At 60.7% G+C, this 15,967-nt stretch carries 17 protein-coding genes and 1 pseudogene; 3 read left to right on the forward strand and 15 right to left on the reverse strand.

What is annotated here, in order from left to right:
* Positions 1–47: 47 nt before the first annotated feature.
* The 5 genes from AC4ANE_RS17915 to AC4ANE_RS17935 form a co-directional block, all read right to left on the reverse strand.
* Positions 48–983 carry a SphA family protein gene (locus AC4ANE_RS17915; RefSeq protein ID WP_460408440.1) on the reverse strand — a complete coding sequence of 312 codons (936 nt, stop codon included), beginning with the start codon at positions 981–983 and terminating at the stop codon, positions 48–50.
* A 40-nt stretch (positions 984–1,023) separates the two neighbouring features.
* Positions 1,024–1,560, reverse strand: coding sequence for a flavin reductase family protein (locus AC4ANE_RS17920; RefSeq protein ID WP_002554209.1), 537 nt, complete (start codon positions 1,558–1,560; stop codon positions 1,024–1,026).
* Positions 1,561–1,583: 23 nt separating this feature from the next.
* Positions 1,584–2,822: a styrene monooxygenase/indole monooxygenase family protein gene (locus AC4ANE_RS17925; RefSeq protein ID WP_031595090.1), complete on the reverse strand. Its 1,239-nt coding sequence runs from the start codon at positions 2,820–2,822 to the stop codon at positions 1,584–1,586.
* A gap of 84 nt (positions 2,823–2,906) precedes the next feature.
* Positions 2,907–3,710 carry an SDR family oxidoreductase gene (locus AC4ANE_RS17930; RefSeq protein WP_002554211.1) on the reverse strand — a complete coding sequence of 268 codons (804 nt, stop codon included), beginning with the start codon at positions 3,708–3,710 and terminating at the stop codon, positions 2,907–2,909.
* A 9-nt stretch (positions 3,711–3,719) separates the two neighbouring features.
* Complete coding sequence (locus tag AC4ANE_RS17935; RefSeq protein WP_031595093.1) at positions 3,720–4,967, reverse strand: dienelactone hydrolase family protein; 1,248 nt, start codon at positions 4,965–4,967, stop codon at positions 3,720–3,722.
* Between the two features lie 321 nt (positions 4,968–5,288).
* On the opposite strand from AC4ANE_RS17935, the gene AC4ANE_RS17940 reads away from it, so the two are divergent.
* The 3 genes and pseudogenes from AC4ANE_RS17940 (at position 5,289) to AC4ANE_RS17950 (ending at position 8,384) form a co-directional block, all read left to right on the forward strand.
* Positions 5,289–6,302, forward strand: a complete 1,014-nt coding sequence (locus AC4ANE_RS17940; RefSeq protein ID WP_031595095.1) for an AraC family transcriptional regulator — start codon at positions 5,289–5,291, stop codon at positions 6,300–6,302.
* A gap of 147 nt (positions 6,303–6,449) precedes the next feature.
* Entirely contained in the window at positions 6,450–7,283 is an 834-nt protein-coding gene (locus AC4ANE_RS17945) for an ion transporter (protein WP_002554214.1), read from the forward strand.
* Positions 7,284–7,386: 103 nt separating this feature from the next.
* Positions 7,387–8,384: pseudogene (locus AC4ANE_RS17950) on the forward strand (sulfate ABC transporter substrate-binding protein).
* A gap of 59 nt (positions 8,385–8,443) precedes the next feature.
* On the opposite strand, the gene AC4ANE_RS17955 reads toward AC4ANE_RS17950, so the two are convergent.
* From AC4ANE_RS17955 to ccmA, 10 genes are read right to left on the reverse strand one after another with little or no spacing between them, the layout of a single operon-like run.
* On the reverse strand, positions 8,444–8,851 hold the full coding sequence (locus tag AC4ANE_RS17955; RefSeq protein ID WP_002554216.1) for a hypothetical protein: 408 nt from the start codon (positions 8,849–8,851) through the stop codon (positions 8,444–8,446).
* 11 nt (positions 8,852–8,862) lie between these two features.
* Complete coding sequence (gene ccmI, locus AC4ANE_RS17960; protein WP_002554217.1) at positions 8,863–10,044, reverse strand: c-type cytochrome biogenesis protein CcmI; 1,182 nt, start codon at positions 10,042–10,044, stop codon at positions 8,863–8,865.
* Positions 10,041–10,511, reverse strand: coding sequence for a cytochrome c-type biogenesis protein (locus tag AC4ANE_RS17965; protein ID WP_002554218.1), 471 nt, complete (start codon positions 10,509–10,511; stop codon positions 10,041–10,043). The genes ccmI and AC4ANE_RS17965 overlap by 4 nt, the downstream gene beginning before the upstream one ends.
* Entirely contained in the window at positions 10,508–11,044 is a 537-nt protein-coding gene (locus AC4ANE_RS17970) for a DsbE family thiol:disulfide interchange protein (RefSeq protein WP_002554219.1), read from the reverse strand. The genes AC4ANE_RS17965 and AC4ANE_RS17970 overlap by 4 nt, the downstream gene beginning before the upstream one ends.
* Complete coding sequence (locus tag AC4ANE_RS17975) at positions 11,041–13,014, reverse strand: heme lyase CcmF/NrfE family subunit (protein ID WP_002554220.1); 1,974 nt, start codon at positions 13,012–13,014, stop codon at positions 11,041–11,043. The genes AC4ANE_RS17970 and AC4ANE_RS17975 overlap by 4 nt, the downstream gene beginning before the upstream one ends.
* A 3-nt stretch (positions 13,015–13,017) precedes the next feature.
* On the reverse strand, positions 13,018–13,485 hold the full coding sequence (ccmE, locus tag AC4ANE_RS17980; RefSeq protein ID WP_002554221.1) for a cytochrome c maturation protein CcmE: 468 nt from the start codon (positions 13,483–13,485) through the stop codon (positions 13,018–13,020).
* Positions 13,482–13,658 carry a heme exporter protein CcmD gene (gene ccmD, locus AC4ANE_RS17985; RefSeq protein WP_002554222.1) on the reverse strand — a complete coding sequence of 59 codons (177 nt, stop codon included), beginning with the start codon at positions 13,656–13,658 and terminating at the stop codon, positions 13,482–13,484. The genes ccmE and ccmD overlap by 4 nt, the downstream gene beginning before the upstream one ends.
* Positions 13,655–14,458: a heme ABC transporter permease gene (locus tag AC4ANE_RS17990; RefSeq protein ID WP_002554223.1), complete on the reverse strand. Its 804-nt coding sequence runs from the start codon at positions 14,456–14,458 to the stop codon at positions 13,655–13,657. The genes ccmD and AC4ANE_RS17990 overlap by 4 nt, the downstream gene beginning before the upstream one ends.
* Before the next feature lie 54 nt (positions 14,459–14,512).
* Entirely contained in the window at positions 14,513–15,184 is a 672-nt protein-coding gene (gene ccmB, locus AC4ANE_RS17995; RefSeq protein ID WP_002554224.1) for a heme exporter protein CcmB, read from the reverse strand.
* On the reverse strand, positions 15,181–15,858 hold the full coding sequence (gene ccmA / locus AC4ANE_RS18000) for a cytochrome c biogenesis heme-transporting ATPase CcmA (RefSeq protein ID WP_460408442.1): 678 nt from the start codon (positions 15,856–15,858) through the stop codon (positions 15,181–15,183). The genes ccmB and ccmA overlap by 4 nt, the downstream gene beginning before the upstream one ends.
* Between the last annotated feature and the right edge of the window lie 109 nt (positions 15,859–15,967).

Genomic DNA, 15,967 nt, shown 5'->3' on the forward strand with positions numbered 1-15,967 from the left:
ACGACAGGCAAAACCCGAGTCAGCTGTGGAGCAGCGCCTGCGGTGATTTAAAAATGGTGAACGTAGCGCATCTGCACGCGACTGCCGTCAGGACGATTTTCGACATCCTGTTCGAAGTACGCGTTGACGAACACATGGTCGTTTTGAGAGAAGCTGTACATCGCACCTGGCCCGATTGCCCAGACTTTTTCCCTACGCCCGGAAACGTCGTGACCGTCGACCTGGGTGTCGGTGATCTGCTTGAGCCAGTAACCGTTGATCCCCAGCCGAAGCTGATCGGTGACCGCATACTCAGTCGCGAAGTTGGCGTGCAGCGCCTGCCCTGCCTGAATATCGCTGACATTGCCGAACGACTGTGCCGGGTCGTCATTCTTGCCGTTGTACAAGTAGTGCGCGCGAACCGACGCCGTCCACTTCGGCGTGAACCAGTAGGTCGCAGCCCAATACGGATTGAACGACCAGGCGTTGTTGACAGGGTTAATTGCGTGTTTGTCGTCGTACTCGCCGGTAGGCAGGTTGACCTGCAACTCAATGCGCTGCACGAAGCGCGGCCCGGCCGGCCCCATCACCGGGTCGAACTGAATGAACGGCCCGATCAACAGATCGCCCATACCGGTCTGGCCGCGCAACGCGGCGTTGTTCAGCCCGTCGTCGACCTTCATGCGCGTCACCACAGGCAATACTGCGTTCAGCCCCAGGCTGGCGTTGCCCAGACGCACGTTCGACAGGTAGCTGAGCTGCGTCACCGCGACCTGATAATCCAGATCCTGCTTAGGCAAACCCAGGGCTTTGCCGTCCTTGTCGCGCAGGCGATCAGCGCTGTAATTCTGGAAATACTCTTGCAAGTACCATCCGGGACCTGCGGGCAAACCGCCGTCCAGAAAGCTGGTCAGGCCCAGATTGACCACCGGCAAGTCATAGGCACCGGCCCCTTGTGCGATCAATAAACCCGCCCCGCAAACACACATCAGTTGCGTTTTCATGCGTTTATCTCCCCGTTTTTCTGCATGTCGTGCGGCAGGCTTACTGGGCCAGTCCGGGGTGCGCGGCGGCAATCCGGTACTGGCCTGCGTGAAAGACCAGCGGTTCTGCGCCGCTGTATCGGTAATGCTCGATTTCGCCGATGAAGATCAGGTGGTCACCGCCCTCGTACTGGCGCACGTTGCGGCACACCAGCGTAGCGACCACGTCATCGAGCAGCGGTACGCCAGCCGTACCGGCCGCGTGTGCCACGCCGGCGAACTTGTCGCTGGAAGGTCGGGAAAAGTGCCGCGACAGGCCATGCTGCTCGGCACCGAGCACGTTGATCGCAAAGTGGCTGGCCTCGCAGAAATCGTTCAGGCTCGGTGCGCTGCGTGCCAGGCTCCAGAGCACCAGCGCGGGCTCCAGCGAAACCGATGAAAACGAGTTGGCGGTCATGCCCACCTTGCGTCCGTCGGCAGTGCAGGTCGTTATGACCGTGACGCCAGTGGCGAACTGGCCCAACAGACCGCGCAAGTCGCGGGGGTCAGAGTCTTTCGCGTCACACAGTGGCTGGGTGGTTTCGATATCAGTGCTCATAGGGGCTCCCTCTGGCAGCAGTCTTATGCCGCTTGTTTGTTGTTCTTCTGGATAAAGGCCTGGCATTGTTCGGCGTCGAACCACCACGGAGCAAACTGGCGCGGGTCGTCGAACGCGTTGGTGATGGCAGAAGCCAGCGGCAGTGACTGGCTGGCCGCGCCGAGCAGTTCGAGCAAATGCCGGGGCGGCGGCGTGAGCATGCTGTTGGTCCACTCCACCACATGCCGGGCGTAGCTCCAGTACTGCTCGAAGGTCTGCTCCATCCACGCCTGATCGAACGCTTGATCGCCACGATCGAGCACCGATTGCAGATAGACCTTGCTGCACTTGGCGGCGTTGTTGGAGCCTTGTCCGGTGATTGGGTCGTTGACCACCAGCGCGTCAGCCATACCCAACACCTGACGTCCGGACGGCAGGGTCAGTACCGGGCGGCGGACCATCGGCGTGAAGCGCCCGGAGAGGAAACCCTGATCGTCGGTGAGGCTCAGGTTGTGGCAACGCTCGGCTTCCCAGGGCAGGTACTGGCGAACGATTTCCAGGCTTTTCTGCAAGTGGGCTTCAGGCGTCTTGATGTCCTGCCAGCAGTCCAGAGGGCCGCCGGGGATACCTTCGAACACCATGATTTCGCAAGGGCCGCTGGTGGTCAGCGCAGGAAACACAAAGTATTCGCCGACTCCGGGAATCAGATTGAACGCCACCCTGGAAAACGGCGAAACCGGCGTCATGCCCTTTACGTAGGTCAGCGCCAGCGCCCGCTGCGGCTGACTGAACTGCGTGCGTTGCGGGTCTTTGGCGAACTGGTTGACCACTTCGCCCTTGCCAGCGGCCAGCAGCACCAGATCATGGTTCAACGACAAGGTTTCCAGCTCGTCGATGCCCACATCGGCAATGACCAGCTCGCCGCCACGTTTGACGAACTCGTCCATCCATACCGGCATTTTCACCCGCTGATCCACTGACTGAGCGTAGCGATCCAGCCGCGCGGCCCAACTGAACAGTTGCTCGCCGGGCAGCTCCGGGTGCGGCACGGTCAGGCCGATACCCTCGACAGCCGGGCATTGCTGCTCCCAGAAGTTGAGCCCCAGATCACGTTCGGTCTGCAGCGAGGTGTTGAACATGCACTGGCTGGACATGACCTTGCCGTTGCGAATCTGCTCGCCCGTGCGGTTGGTGGTCAGGGTGACGTGATAGCCCTCGGCAAGTAGCCCGAGAGCGAGTTGCAGACCGGCCTGGCCGGCTCCGACGATTGCAATACGACGCATGATGGCATTCCTGTTGTTGTGAGTGGGTAGGCGTGTCACACCGGGGCCAAGCGTTATGAAAAGGCTGCGTGTCTACCGAAGCCATCACTGCGCCAGGCGCGGGATGGCAGACAGGTTCTGCTCGGGCCCCATCGCCGAATAGCCGCCGTCCACGGCATAGTCGGCACCGGTGACAAAGCTGGCTGCTGACGAGCACAGGAAAGTCACGACGTTGGCCACTTCAGCGGGCTCGCCGAGCCTGCCCAGCAGGTGATACGAAGCCGCCACCTGATCGGCTTTGGCGCGATCGCCACCACTGACCTCGGCGATTACCCGCGACCAGGTCCAGCCCGGTGATACCGAATTGACACGAATGCCGTCGGGGGCTAAGTCCATAGCCATGCTGCGGGTCAATTGTTTGATCGCCGCCTTGGAAACCGGGTACAGCCAGCGACCGGTCTGCGCGCAGCCCGCAGAAATGGAAGAGAAATTGACAATCGCACCGCCACTGGCCTTGAGATCGTCGTGTACGGCCTGAGCCAGAGCGATGGCCGAAACCAGATTGACGTTCAATGCTTGCAGCCAGTCTTCGCGGCAGGAAGCAAAGCCGTCATCCTGATAGGTACAGGCCAGGTTGATCAGCAGGTTTACCGAGCCCAACACCTGGCGCACCCCGGTCAGGGCTTCGCTGATCTCTTCATCCCTGGTGATATCAACGGGGAAAAATCGCGCCTGCTTGCCCAGCTGTTCGGCAGCGCGCTGACCGGCTTCGGCGTCAATGTCGAACAGCGCCACTCGCGCGCCAGCATCGATCAGTCCACGGGCCACGGCCATGCCGATCAGTGTTGCGCCGCCGCTGATCAAAGCGACCTTGCCGTGCAAGGCATCGGAGTTCAGAAATGTAGACATGGTTAATCCTCAGGCGCTTTGGTCGGCACTGTTCGCCCAGTTGGGCATCAGGCTGTTGGAAGGCAGGCTCTCATCAAGCAGTTTGCGGGCGGTTTCAACCCCGGCGACGGGCAGCCCGGACGGGTCGAGCAGACCGACCTGCACCAGCACGCTGGCCTGGTCCCAATAGATGTGCTCGTGACAAAGCCTGGGGCCTCGAAACTTCACCACGCCAAGCATCGGTATCTGCACCTTGCGCCCCGTGGGAGCGACGCCCGGCAGCATCCAGTCGATCTCGCTGTCGTGGGTAAAGGTCATGATGAATTCGTCGACGATCTGGGTAGCGCCCACCGTTCGGGAAATAGGCGTCAGCGCCATGTCCTGCGGGTTGCCGTGCACAAAATGGTGCTGATAGAAGCGGCTCAATTGCGCATGGCCGACACCGCCGGTCATGGTCGGAATGTGATTGACGTACGGTTCGGCAACCATGGTGGCCATGGTTGCGGGCACGTCACGGGTCTCGAACTCATGGCGAATGTGCTCTTCCCAGAGCGCTGACAGGTCGTATTCGGGGCCAAGCGTGCGGCGCAGTGCCGCCACAGTGCGTTCATGCGCCATCAGCGCGGCGGGCTTGTTGAAGTGGTGGCCGTTGGGACGGGCGAAGGCGTGATCGACGCCGGGATAAAGGTAGGTTTCCACGCCCGGCGTGTTCTGTGCGGCGGCAAATATCTCGGCACGGGCCTCTGTGGGGCAGAATTGATCCAGCTCGGCAGCGTGCAACACCAGACGGCGACCTTGCAGCCCTTCCAGCTCGGCCAGCGCCTTCTCTATGCCAACCCCGTAATAGCCAACTGCACACGCCACCTCGGGTAGGCGGCAGGCGGCCAGATACGCCAGCTTGCCGCCCAGGCAATAACCCACCACCCCTTGAGCACTGCCGGTGCATTCAGGCAGTTGGCGCAGGGCATGCAGGCTGGCGCGAATGTCATCGACACCGGCACGCTCGTCAAACGCCTGATAAAAACCGAACGCCTGCTGAAAATCCTCTTCGCTGTAACCCAGCTCGACGCCAGGCTTCTGCCGCCAGTACAGATCGGGCACCAGTACGCTGTAGCCTTCCTCGGCGAGGAAGTCGGCAACGTCGCGCATTGCCTGATTGACCCCGAATATTTCCTGGCAAAGCACCACTCCGGGGCCGCTTCCACCGATTGCAGTGGCCACGTAGGCCTGGAACTGTCTTCCATCGTGCGCATTGACGCTGACATAGCGACCGTTCATTTGCGAGTCTCCAACATCGTGTGAAGTTGGAGCCAATCTTGCGAGCCTTGAACGGGATCCACTATCCGCTGGCTGCGGGCCCTGTCCGGACGGCGCGGAAAGTTGCACAACGCTTTTTTTCTTTCGATACGCAATAAATCCGCATGCGTAGAACTGGCGTGGCGTTTGCTAAGTACTCGTCAGGACCACAAAAAAGTGGCCAAAAAGAAACAGCAGAGCGGCCGCAGTATCCAGAAACTGCGAGCGTTATCCGCAGTGTGAAAATGGCGGGTGACATAAAGACTCAAGCTGCCTTGAAACCGTGCACGAGTGAGAGTTGCCATGAATTCGGAATTGGGTGGGGCGCTTTTTGAAAACACGCCGCTGTTTACAGCGCAGAACCGTCTCTTTTTGCTGCATGACCGGGAACGCATTCGTGAACAGGTGGGCAAGGTATTCAAACCTCATGATCTGAAGGTGGCGACATCCACGCAGGAAGTCAGTGCTTCCATGCACCATGTGCATCTGGGCAAGCTGTCGTTGAGCCGGCTGGAGTACGGGGTGCCGGTGAGCATCGATCCGGGCCGACTGGAAAATTTCTTTCTGATTCAGATTCCAACGCGCGGCAGTGCCGAGATCCACTGTGACGGCGTGCGTTTTACGTCCTCGGCACAATGCGCCTCAATCATCTCGCCCGACACACCGGTTTCGATGCGCTGGGCCGCCGATGCTCCACAACTGGCCTTGCGTCTGGATCGGCAAGAGGTCGAAAAACATTGTGCCCAGCATCTGGGCCATGGTTTGAAAACCCCGCTGCGCTTCAAACCCGAACTGCTGCTGACCCATCCTAACGCGAGCTACTTTCTGCAGTTGCTCGGTGCACTGGCCGATGCACTGGCCTGCGACGGGCACCCCATCCATAACCCGCTGGTGCTCAAGCAGTTTGAAGCGACGCTGATCAATGCCCTTATCTACGGGCAGCCAAACACCCTGCAAAACCCGTTGAGCGCGCCGGAACCGGCCCGTCGGGTTTCGCCGTACTTTGTCAAACGCACCGAAGAGTTCATCCTCGCCCACGCTCATGAGCCGCTGTCCATCGAACAACTGGCCGAGCATGCGGGGGTCAGCGTGCGTACGCTATTTTCCGGGTTCCGGGAGTTTCGCAACATCAGTCCGATGGCGTTCCTGCGCAACGTACGCATGGAGCGCGTACACCTGGAATTGCGCAACCCCGGTACCGATTCGGTGACCGATATCGCAATGAAATGGGGGTTTGCGCACCTGGGGCGGTTCTCGCAGGAATATCGCAAGTACTACGGCGAGTTGCCCTCGGCAACCTTGCGCTTTCGTCAATGAGGATAGTTGAGGTTATCGTTCCTGACCCTCCAGCGTAGTAACGCTGTTCTGGACGCTCTGCATCCGATCTTTGAATGGGGTGCCAACGCACTTGCACTCACCCGCCCATGCTCCTAGGCTCTGCCGATATTCGAATCGGGAAGCACCATGGACACCTCTCTCAGCCGCCGCGAGCGGTTGCATATCGTTATTTTCGAGGCGAATACGCCTGCTGGCAGAACGTTTGACAAGATTGTGCTGGTCGCGATTCTGCTCAGCCTGCTGGTCACGGTCATCGACAGCATCGAGAGTATTCATCGCGATTACGCAATGCTGTTCGCCTGGATCGAATGGGGCTTTACGCTGCTGTTCGCGATCGAATACATCCTGCGCCTGTACTGCTCGCCCCGACCGCTGAAGTACGCGTTCAGTTTCTACGGGCTGGTCGACCTGCTGGCCATTGTGCCGGGGGTTCTGTCGATCTATTACAGCGACGCGCAATACCTGCTGATCGTGCGGATCATCCGTATGCTACGGATTTTCCGGGTGCTCAAGCTCGGCACTTACCTGCGCCAGGCCAACTATTTGCTTGCTGCGCTGCGCGGCAGCAAGCAGAAGATCATCGTGTTTCTGGTCACTGTTTCCACTCTGGTCACGGTGTTCGGCACGCTGATGTACGTGATCGAAGGCCCGGAGCACGGCTTCACCAGCATCCCCAAAGGCATTTACTGGGCTATCGTGACCCTGACCACTGTGGGCTTTGGCGATATCGTGCCGAAGACGCCGGTCGGGCAGATGCTCTCGTCGCTGGTGATGATCATCGGCTACTCGATCATCGCCGTGCCCACCGGTATATTCACCGCCGAACTGGCCAACGCCATGCGCGGCGAACAGTTGAAACACGATTGCCCGGTGTGCTCGAAGAACTTCCACGAACACGGCGCGGCGTTCTGCTCACGCTGCGGTAATCAATTGTTTGCAAAAGTAGAGTCCAAGGCATAAGCAAAGACCTTTTCAGTCTTTAAACAGCAGGCGCGATACTGATAGTGTCGCGGCATTACGCCATCAGGCTTTACACACAATTCTTCATCTCAAGGACCCTGCAGTGAATAAACTCTTCGCCGCCTCGCTACTGGCCGCTGGCCTGGCCTTTGCCAGCGCTGCCCAGGCAGCCCCGACGCTGCTCAACGTCTCCTACGACGTGATGCGTGATTTCTACAAGGACTACAACAGCGCCTTCCAGAAGCATTGGAAAGCCGAGAAAAATGAAGACGTGACCGTGCAGAGTCCTTTGGCGGTTCGAGCAAGCAGGCGCGCTCGGTCATCGACGGGCTGCCGGCTGACGTCATCACCATGAACATGGCGACCGATATCAACGCGCTGGCCGACAATGGCGAGCTGGTGCCGAAAGACTGGGTCAGCCGCCTGCCGAATAACAGTGCGCCGTTCACCTCGGCCACTGTTTTTATCGTGCGCAAGGGCAACCCGAAAGCCCTGAAAGACTGGCCGGACCTGATCAAGGATGGCGTGGAAGTCATCGTGCCTAACCCGAAAACCTCGGGCAACGGCCGCTACACGTACCTGTCGGCCTGGGGCTACACCCTGAAAAAAGGTGGCGATGAAGCGGCCGCGAAGAAATTCGTCGGTGAACTGTTCCGCCATGTGCCCGTGCTCGACACGGGCGGTCGAGGCGCGACCACAACGTTCATGACTAACCAGATCGGCGACGTGCTGGTGACCTTCGAAAACGAAGCGGAAATGATCGCTCGTGAATTCGGTCGCGACCAGTTTGAAGTGGTCTACCCGTCCGTGTCGGCAGAAGCCGAGCCGCCAGTGAGTGTGGTCGACAAGGTCGTGGACAAGAAAAAATCCCGCGCCTTGGCCGAAGATTACCTGAAATACCTGTGGTCACCGGAAGGTCAGGAAATCGCGGCGAAAAACTACCTGCGCCCACGTGATCCGCAGGTCTTGGCCAAATACACCGACCGCTTCCCGAAAGTGGACTTCCTGTCGGTCGAGAAAACCTTCGGTGACTGGCGCACAGTGCAGAAGACCCACTTCATTGACGGTGGTGTGTTCGACCAGATCTATCCGGGCAAATAAGTCCCCCGAAACGCAAAACGGCGACCCATCAGGTCGCCGTTTTCATTTGCAGGCTTGAATCAGTTACTGAACTGCTTACCCAGCCCGGCCGGAACGCCGCTGGCGTCGGTCGCCTGCCACGGACCGTTAGGGTTGGTTGCCCAGCTCCAGCCGTTGTTCCACTGATAGTAAGTACGCTGGCGATAGAAGGTGTTGGGCTGATCGTCCATCACGTACACCCCCAGGCGCGGGTCCCAATGGCTGCCACCGCCCGGTGGCGGGGCGAAACTGGCCGAGGTCTTCGGCGCTGCGGCTGGCGCTTTGGCAGGCTCGGCAGGCGCCGTGTTCGGGCGCGGTGCGCCGGGTTGCTGGCCGCCCGGCAGGTTAAGGATCGGATCCTGGCTGTGAGGCGGTGCCGGATGCTGGACAGCACAGGCACTCAGGCCAACGACCAGCCCCAACAAGGTGATGCGTGCGGTACGGTACATAAGCGATTTCTCTAGTTATCCGGACTGTCGATGATCAACGCCTGCTGCGCCTGAGTATCGCTGGCCAGCGGCTGACTGCGGCCAACCCACTCACCGGTGGTTGGCTGCCCTGCGCGAGACACTCGCGCAACCAGTTGGACTTGCGCAAAGTTCGACAGGTTCAGTTGCGGCATCATTGCATCGGCATCACTCAGTTCAACCTCGGCAGGCAGGTCCGCCACCGTGATGCGTTTGACCGCCAGTGGCGCGGCCGGGCCGTTGATTGCACGGGCGAAGATGAACACGCTGTCACCCGGTTGAACATTACCCTTGAGCGAGGCAGCCAGCGTGACACGCACCTTGAGCGCCCTGGCCTTGACCGGCGCGGCCTGCCCGGCAAGGTTTTCTCTGGCGCGGGCTATGCCGCCTTCCAGCGCCGAGCGCGAAGCGTCCTGCGCGGGCAACGCCGCCAGCAGGCGGGTCCAGTAATCCACGGCTGCCTGATAACGCTGTGTTTCGAACGCGGCAATCCCCAGCAGGCCGAGGCTGGTGACTTCGTTGGGGTCGGCCTGCAGCGCTTCGTCGGTCAGCGCCTGCACCTGTGCGGTGAAGTGTTTGTCGCTGGCGAAATACAACGCCTGTGCCCACTGCCCGAGCAACTCTGGCGATCTTCCGGCCAGTGCCACCGAGCGCTCGAACATCTGCGCGGCGTCACCGGGGCGGTTCTGCGCCATGTAGCTGCGCGCCAGAAAATACAGGTTTTCGGCTGAATCCGGCTGAGCCTGCACGCTGCGCTCCAGGCGCTGGGTCAGGTCTGCCAGCGAGGTTGGTGGTCGAGCGAATTCGCGGCTCAGTTCAACCCGGTCACTGGCACCCAGTTGCAGATAACCCGCCAGCCCCAATACAGGGACCAGCACCGCAGCCAGCACCAGCGAGGGCTTGCCCAGACGCGATGTGCGGGCAGGCTCTGCGCCTTCAGTGTCGGCGAGCAGCTTGCGCGCAGCTTCGGCACGAGCGCCTTGCAATTGCGTCACCGACAACACGCCCTGCTCTTGCTGAACCTGCAACTCGCTAAGCCGCTCCTGATACAACGCCACGTTCAGGGCTGTGCGATCTTCTTCACGTTGCGCACGATGGCCGCGCAGCACCGGTATCAGCAGAAACCCCAGCGCCACGAGCAAGAGAAGCCCGGTCGCGATCCAGAAATCGGTCATGGGCGGTGGTCATCCAGCAAAGCGGCGAGGCGTTGTCGCTCATCCTCGGAAAGCACATCGGCCTGTTCGGAGTTCGCCTTGCGACGCCGCCCGACGATGAAACAGATCACCACCAGACCGCCGATCAGCAGACCGGCCGGGCCGAACCAGAGCAACCAGGTGCGCGCATTGAGGCTGGGTTTGTAACGAACGAAGTCACCGTAGCGATCAACGATGAAGTCGATGATCTGCTGATTGCTCTGCCCTTCACCCAGCATGCGGTAGATTTCCTTGCGCAAGTCAGCGGCAATAGGCGCGTTGGAATCGGCGATGTCCTGATTCTGGCATTTGGGGCAGCGCAGTTCCTTGGTCAGTTCGCTGTAGCGTGCACGCTCGGCCTCGTCGCGAAAAGTGTAGGCGTCGATGGCAGCGTGGGCGATGCCTGAGCACAGCACGCTGAGCAGGACAATCATCAGGCAGCGCTTCATGGCTGCGCCTCATCAACCAATTGCTGGTAACGGGCAGCGAGCTTTTCTCGCCACACAGCCTCATCGATGACCCCGACATGCTTGTAACGAATAATGCCCTGACGGTCGATCAGGAAGGTCTCCGGCGCACCGTACACGCCCAGGTTCAGCCCCAGCGAGCCGTCGTCGTCACGGATATTCAGCTGATAAGGATCGTGAAATTCCTTGAGCCATTTCAGCGCGTCGGCGTTGACGTCCTTGTAGTTAACGCCGTAGATCAGCACGCCCTGCTGCGCCAGCCGGGTCAGCACAGGATGCTCCACCCGACAGGCCACGCACCAGGTGCCCCAGACGTTGACCAGTGCGGGTTTGCCCAGCAGGTCGGCGCGGGTCAATACGCGGCTGCTTTGAACTTCGGGCAGCGAAAACTGCGGAAACGGCTTGCCGATCAGCGCCGACGGCAGCTCGGCGGGGTCCAGATACAAACCGCGATACAGGAACGCCGCCACGCCGAGAAACAACGCCAGTGGAAGGAGCATGACCCAGCGTTTCACAGTGCAGCTCCCGACATGCCCAATGCCTCGCGCACCTTGCTTTTGACCCGCGTGCGATAACGACGGTCAAACGCCGCCAGCACACCACCCAGACCGGTCAGCAGACCGCCGAGCCAGATCCAGCGCACAAACGGTTTGACGTGAACCCGTACGGCCCAGGCGCCATTGCCCAGCGGTTCACCCAATGCTACGTAAAGATCACGGCTGAAACCGGCATCAATGCCTGCTTCGGTCATCATTGACTGTTGCACGCTGTACAGACGTTTTTCCGGGTGCAGCTCGGTGAGCTGAAGCCCGTTGCGCAAGACGCGAACGGTGCCGCGATCGGAGGTGAAGTTCGGCCCTTCATAATGCTTCGCGCCCTCGAATACAAAGACGTAACCGCCCAGCTCAGTGGACTCGCCAGGGGCCATGCGCAAATCGCGCTCGGCGCTGTTCTGGCTGGACAACACCACGCCCAGCGCGCACACCACGATACCAAGGTGCGCCAACTGCATGCCCCAATAACTGCGGGTCAGGCCAAGCGCGCCGCGAAGCAGGCCCTTGTGACGGGTCTTGTCGAGCAAGTCGCGGACCCCGGCCAGCAGCACCCAGGCGGCGAGCATGAAGGTGGCCAGCACCGCCCACTGAAAATCGCCCATGAGCAGGGCGGCGATCACCGCCAGCACGGCGCTGCCGACCAGTACCGGGGCGAGCATGCCCAGCAGCCATTTCAGCGGTGTGTCCTTCCAGCGCACCAGCACGCCGACCGCCATGACCACCAGCAACAGCCCCATCAACGGTACGAACAGCGCATTGAAATACGGCGGGCCGACCGACATCTTGGCTCCGCTCATGGCATCGATCACCAGCGGATAAAGGGTGCCCAGCAGGATCATCGACGCAGCAGTCACCAGTAACAGGTTATTGCCAAGCAACAGGGTTTCCCGCGACCACAGGCCGAAGCCGACATGGCTTTTGACCACCGGCGCACGAATCGCAAACAGGGTCAGCGAGCCGCCCACCACGACCAGCAGGAACATCAGAATGAACACGCCGCGTGCCGGGTCCGAGGCAAAGGCGTGCACCGAAGTCAGCACCCCGGAACGCACCAGGAACGTGCCCAGCAGGCTCAGGGAAAAAGCGGCAATCGCCAGCAATACCGTCCAGCTCTTGAACACGCCACGTTTTTCCGTGACCGCCAGCGAGTGAATCAGCGCAGTGCCCACCAGCCAGGGCATGAACGAGGCATTTTCCACCGGGTCCCAGAACCACCAGCCGCCCCAGCCCAGTTCGTAATAAGCCCACCATGAGCCAAGGCTGATCCCGATACCGAGAAAGGCCCAGGCCACCAGCGTCCATGGCCGCGACCAGCGCGCCCAGGCGGCGTCGAGTCGGCCGCCAAGCAAGGCGGCGATGGCGAAGGCAAAGGCCACGGAAAAACCGACATAGCCCATGTAGAGCATCGGCGGATGCACGATCAGGCCTATATCCTGCAACAGGGGGTTGAGATCGCGTCCGTTGGCAGGCATTTGCGGCAGAAGACGGGCGAACGGGTTGGAGGTGAGGATCAGAAACAACAGAAAGCCCAGGCTGATCATGCCCATCACGGCGAGCACCCGCGCCAGCATTACCTGAGGCAATTGCCGGGAAAACACCGAAACAGCGAAGGTCCAGCCGCCGAGAATCAGCGCCCAGAGCAGCAACGAGCCTTCATGCGCGCCCCACACGGCGCTGAATTTGTAATACCAGGGCAGCGCCGTATTGGAATTCTGCGCCACATAGGTAACGGAAAAGTCGTCGGTCATGAACGCGTAGGTCAGGCAACCGAAGGCAAAGATCAGAAAACTGAACTGGCCCCACGCCGCCGGACGCGCCAGGCTCATCCACAGGCGGTCGCCGCGCCATGCACCGATCAGCGGAATAATGGCCTGCACCAGCGCAAAGCCGAGTGCCAGAATCATCGCGAGATGGCCGAGTTCGGGAATCATCGATCAGCCCTGTTTCGCAGGTGTGGAAGAGCCGCCCGGTACCGCCTGGCCGCTGTCGCGCAGCGCCTTGGTGACTTCGGGCGGCATGTACTTCTCGTCATGTTTGGCCAGCACCTCATCGGCCACCACCACACCCTGCGCATTGAGCTTGCCTAACGCGACAATGCCCTGCCCTTCGCGGAACAGATCGGGAAGAATGCCGCGATAGGTGATGGTCACCGACTTGTTGAAATCGGTGACCACAAAACGCACATCCAGCGAGTCCGCCGAACGCTGCAATGAGCCCTTTTCCACCATGCCGCCAGCACGAATGCGCGTGTCCAGCGGTGCTTCGCCGTTGGCGATCTGGCTTGGGGTGTAGAACAGATTGATGTTTTCCTTCAGCGCACCGAGCGCCAGGGTCAGGGCCAGCCCGACGCCAGCCAGCAGGGCGGCAATGATCAACAGACGTTTTTTGCGCAACGGGTTCACCAACGATTCTCCCGTTTCAGGCGACGCGCCTGTTGTTTCAGGAACCGCTGGCGCGCCACCAGCGGCATTGCCACGTTGATCAGCAACACCAACAGGCACAGACCGTAGGCCGACCAGACAAACAGCCCGTGGCGGCCCATGGCGAGAAAGTCGCTGAATGACGCGAAGTTCAAGACCTGCCCTCCGACGGTTCTGGCGTTTGCCCCAGGCTCCGCAGAACCTCGGCCTTGACCCACTGGGTGCGCGACTCGCGACGCAGCACTTCAAGGCGCATACGCAGCAGCAATACGACGCCGAAGAAGCAGTAGAAACCCAACACCGTGAACAACAACGGCAGCCACATTTCGGCAGGCATGGCCGGTTTTTCCGTAAGGCTGAACGTCGCGCCCTGGTGCAGGGTATTCCACCACTCGACCGAATATTTGATGATCGGGATATTCACCACGCCGACGATGGCCAGCAGTGCACAGGCCTTGGCAGCGCTGGCGCGGTTGCTGATGGCATTGCCCAACGCGATCAGGCCGAAATACAGGAACAGCAGAATCAGCATTGAGGTCAGGCGCGCGTCCCAGACCCACCACGCGCCCCAGGTCGGCTTGCCCCAGATCGCGCCGGTCGCCAGTGCCAGCGCGGTCATCCACGCGCCAATGGGTGCAGCGCATTGCAGCGCGACATCGGCCAGTTTGATTTTCCAGACCAGCCCGACCACGCCGCACAGGGCCAGCATGACGTAGCAGGACTGGGCCAGCATGGCGGCAGGCACATGGATATAAATGATCCGGAAGCTGTTGCCCTGCTGGTAATCCGGCGGCGCAAACGCCAGCCCCCAGATGATGCCGATGCCGAGCAGCAGTGCAGCGGCCACACTCAGCCACGGCAGCAGACGTGCGCTGATGCGGTAAAACCCTTTTGGTGAGCCGAGTGTGTGCAGCCAGGCCCAACCGATGCTGCTTTTCATGGCGTTGCTTTTCATCAGGTGTATCCAGGGTGTTGACCGGCATCGAATTCTCGATCCCGGAACCTCAATTTATTCACCGACGCTGATTTTCAGGCCAGCGGCTATCGCAAAGGGGGTCAGAGTGATCGCCAGCACGCTCAGGCAGCCCAGCCACAGCAGATAGCCAGTCGCTGGCATGCCTTGCAGCGCGGCTTGCAACGCACCGCTGCCCAGAATCAATACCGGGATGTACAGCGGCAGAATCAACAACGCCAGCAACAGGCCGCCGCGCTTCAAACCCACGGTCAGCGCCGCACCGACTGCACCCAGCAGGCTGAGCACTGGCGTGCCCAATAGCAGCGACACCATCAACACCGGCAGGCACCGCACCGGCAGCCCCAGCATAAGCGCCAGCAAGGGCGACAACAATACCAGTGCCAGCCCGGAAAAAACCCAGTGTGCCAGCACTTTGCTCAAGACCAGAAGGGCCAGCGGGTGCGGCGAAAGAACCCACTGTCCCAGCGAGCCATCCTCGAAATCACTGCGAAACAGCCCGTCCAGCGACAGCAACACGGCCAGCAGTGCCGCGACCCAGACCAGCCCCGGTGACAAGGCTTGCAACAATTGCGTCTGCGGCCCCAGCGCCAGCGGGAACAAGGCGACCACAATCGCAAAGAACACCAGCGGGTTGGCAAGCTCTGCCGGACGCCTGGCCAGCAGGCGAAACTCACGGGCGATCAGCAGGGCAAAGACATTGTTCATGCTGACCACTGCCCCAGATCGATGTCCCGATAGCCCGCAGGCAGGCGGCTCAGGGTGTGATGAGTGGTCATGACGATCATGCCGCCCTTTTCACAGTGCCCGGCAAGATGGTGTTCCAGTTGGGCAATGCCCTGGCGGTCCAGCGCGGTGAACGGTTCATCGAGCAGCCAGAGTGGCGGGCCTGGCAGATACAGACGCGCCAGCGCGACGCGACGCTGCTGCCCGGCCGACAAGGTGTGACACGGCACATCTTCGAAACCTGCCAGCCCGACCGCGTCAAGCGCATTGAAAATGGCATCGGCATCGGCATCGGCATCGGCATCGGCATCGGCATCGGCATCGGCAGGATGATGAAGCGCACAGAGCCAGGAAAGATTCTCCAGCGGTGTCAGCAGGTCCTTGAGCGCCGACGCATGGCCAACCCACAACAGATTGAGCCCCGGCGCTGTCGGCTGGCGGCCCGCTGGCTGGCCGTTGAGCAGCACGTGCCCGGCCGTGGGTTGCATCAGCCCGCACAACAGGCGCAGCAGGCTGGTCTTGCCACTGCCATTGGGGCCGCTGACCTGCAGCATGTCCCCCGTGCGCACCTGCAGATCAAGGTTTTCGAAAAGCATCCGCCCGTCCCGCTCACACGTCAGGGCCGTCGCTTGCAAAAATGGGGGGGCTGGGATCATCGGGCGTTTCCAGTGCTGGAGCATCGCGAAATGTACCAAAACAGACACATACGCAGTAAAAGGCGGTTCAAGTCGGGGGTGATATGGCCGTTACATGAAGAGAAGTTAA

The sequence above is a fragment of the Pseudomonas sp. Pme6b genome (genome assembly GCF_058129925.1).

Bases quoted from the DNA above. Each gene is read 5' to 3' on its own strand.
- AC4ANE_RS17915 (WP_460408440.1), bottom strand. From the start codon at position 983: ATGAAAACGCAACTGATGTGTGTTTGCGGGGCGGGTTTATTGATCGCA.
- AC4ANE_RS17920 (WP_002554209.1), bottom strand. From the start codon at position 1,560: ATGAGCACTGATATCGAAACCACCCAGCCACTGTGTGACGCGAAAGAC.
- AC4ANE_RS17925 (WP_031595090.1), bottom strand. From the start codon at position 2,822: ATGCGTCGTATTGCAATCGTCGGAGCCGGCCAGGCCGGTCTGCAACTC.
- AC4ANE_RS17930 (WP_002554211.1), bottom strand. From the start codon at position 3,710: ATGTCTACATTTCTGAACTCCGATGCCTTGCACGGCAAGGTCGCTTTG.
- AC4ANE_RS17935 (WP_031595093.1), bottom strand. From the start codon at position 4,967: ATGAACGGTCGCTATGTCAGCGTCAATGCGCACGATGGAAGACAGTTC.
- AC4ANE_RS17940 (WP_031595095.1), top strand. From the start codon at position 5,289: ATGAATTCGGAATTGGGTGGGGCGCTTTTTGAAAACACGCCGCTGTTT.
- AC4ANE_RS17945 (WP_002554214.1), top strand. From the start codon at position 6,450: ATGGACACCTCTCTCAGCCGCCGCGAGCGGTTGCATATCGTTATTTTC.
- AC4ANE_RS17955 (WP_002554216.1), bottom strand. From the start codon at position 8,851: ATGTACCGTACCGCACGCATCACCTTGTTGGGGCTGGTCGTTGGCCTG.
- ccmI (WP_002554217.1), bottom strand. From the start codon at position 10,044: ATGACCGATTTCTGGATCGCGACCGGGCTTCTCTTGCTCGTGGCGCTG.
- AC4ANE_RS17965 (WP_002554218.1), bottom strand. From the start codon at position 10,511: ATGAAGCGCTGCCTGATGATTGTCCTGCTCAGCGTGCTGTGCTCAGGC.
- AC4ANE_RS17975 (WP_002554220.1), bottom strand. From the start codon at position 13,014: ATGATTCCCGAACTCGGCCATCTCGCGATGATTCTGGCACTCGGCTTT.
- AC4ANE_RS17990 (WP_002554223.1), bottom strand. From the start codon at position 14,458: ATGAAAAGCAACGCCATGAAAAGCAGCATCGGTTGGGCCTGGCTGCAC.
- ccmB (WP_002554224.1), bottom strand. From the start codon at position 15,184: ATGAACAATGTCTTTGCCCTGCTGATCGCCCGTGAGTTTCGCCTGCTG.
- ccmA (WP_460408442.1), bottom strand. From the start codon at position 15,858: ATGATCCCAGCCCCCCCATTTTTGCAAGCGACGGCCCTGACGTGTGAG.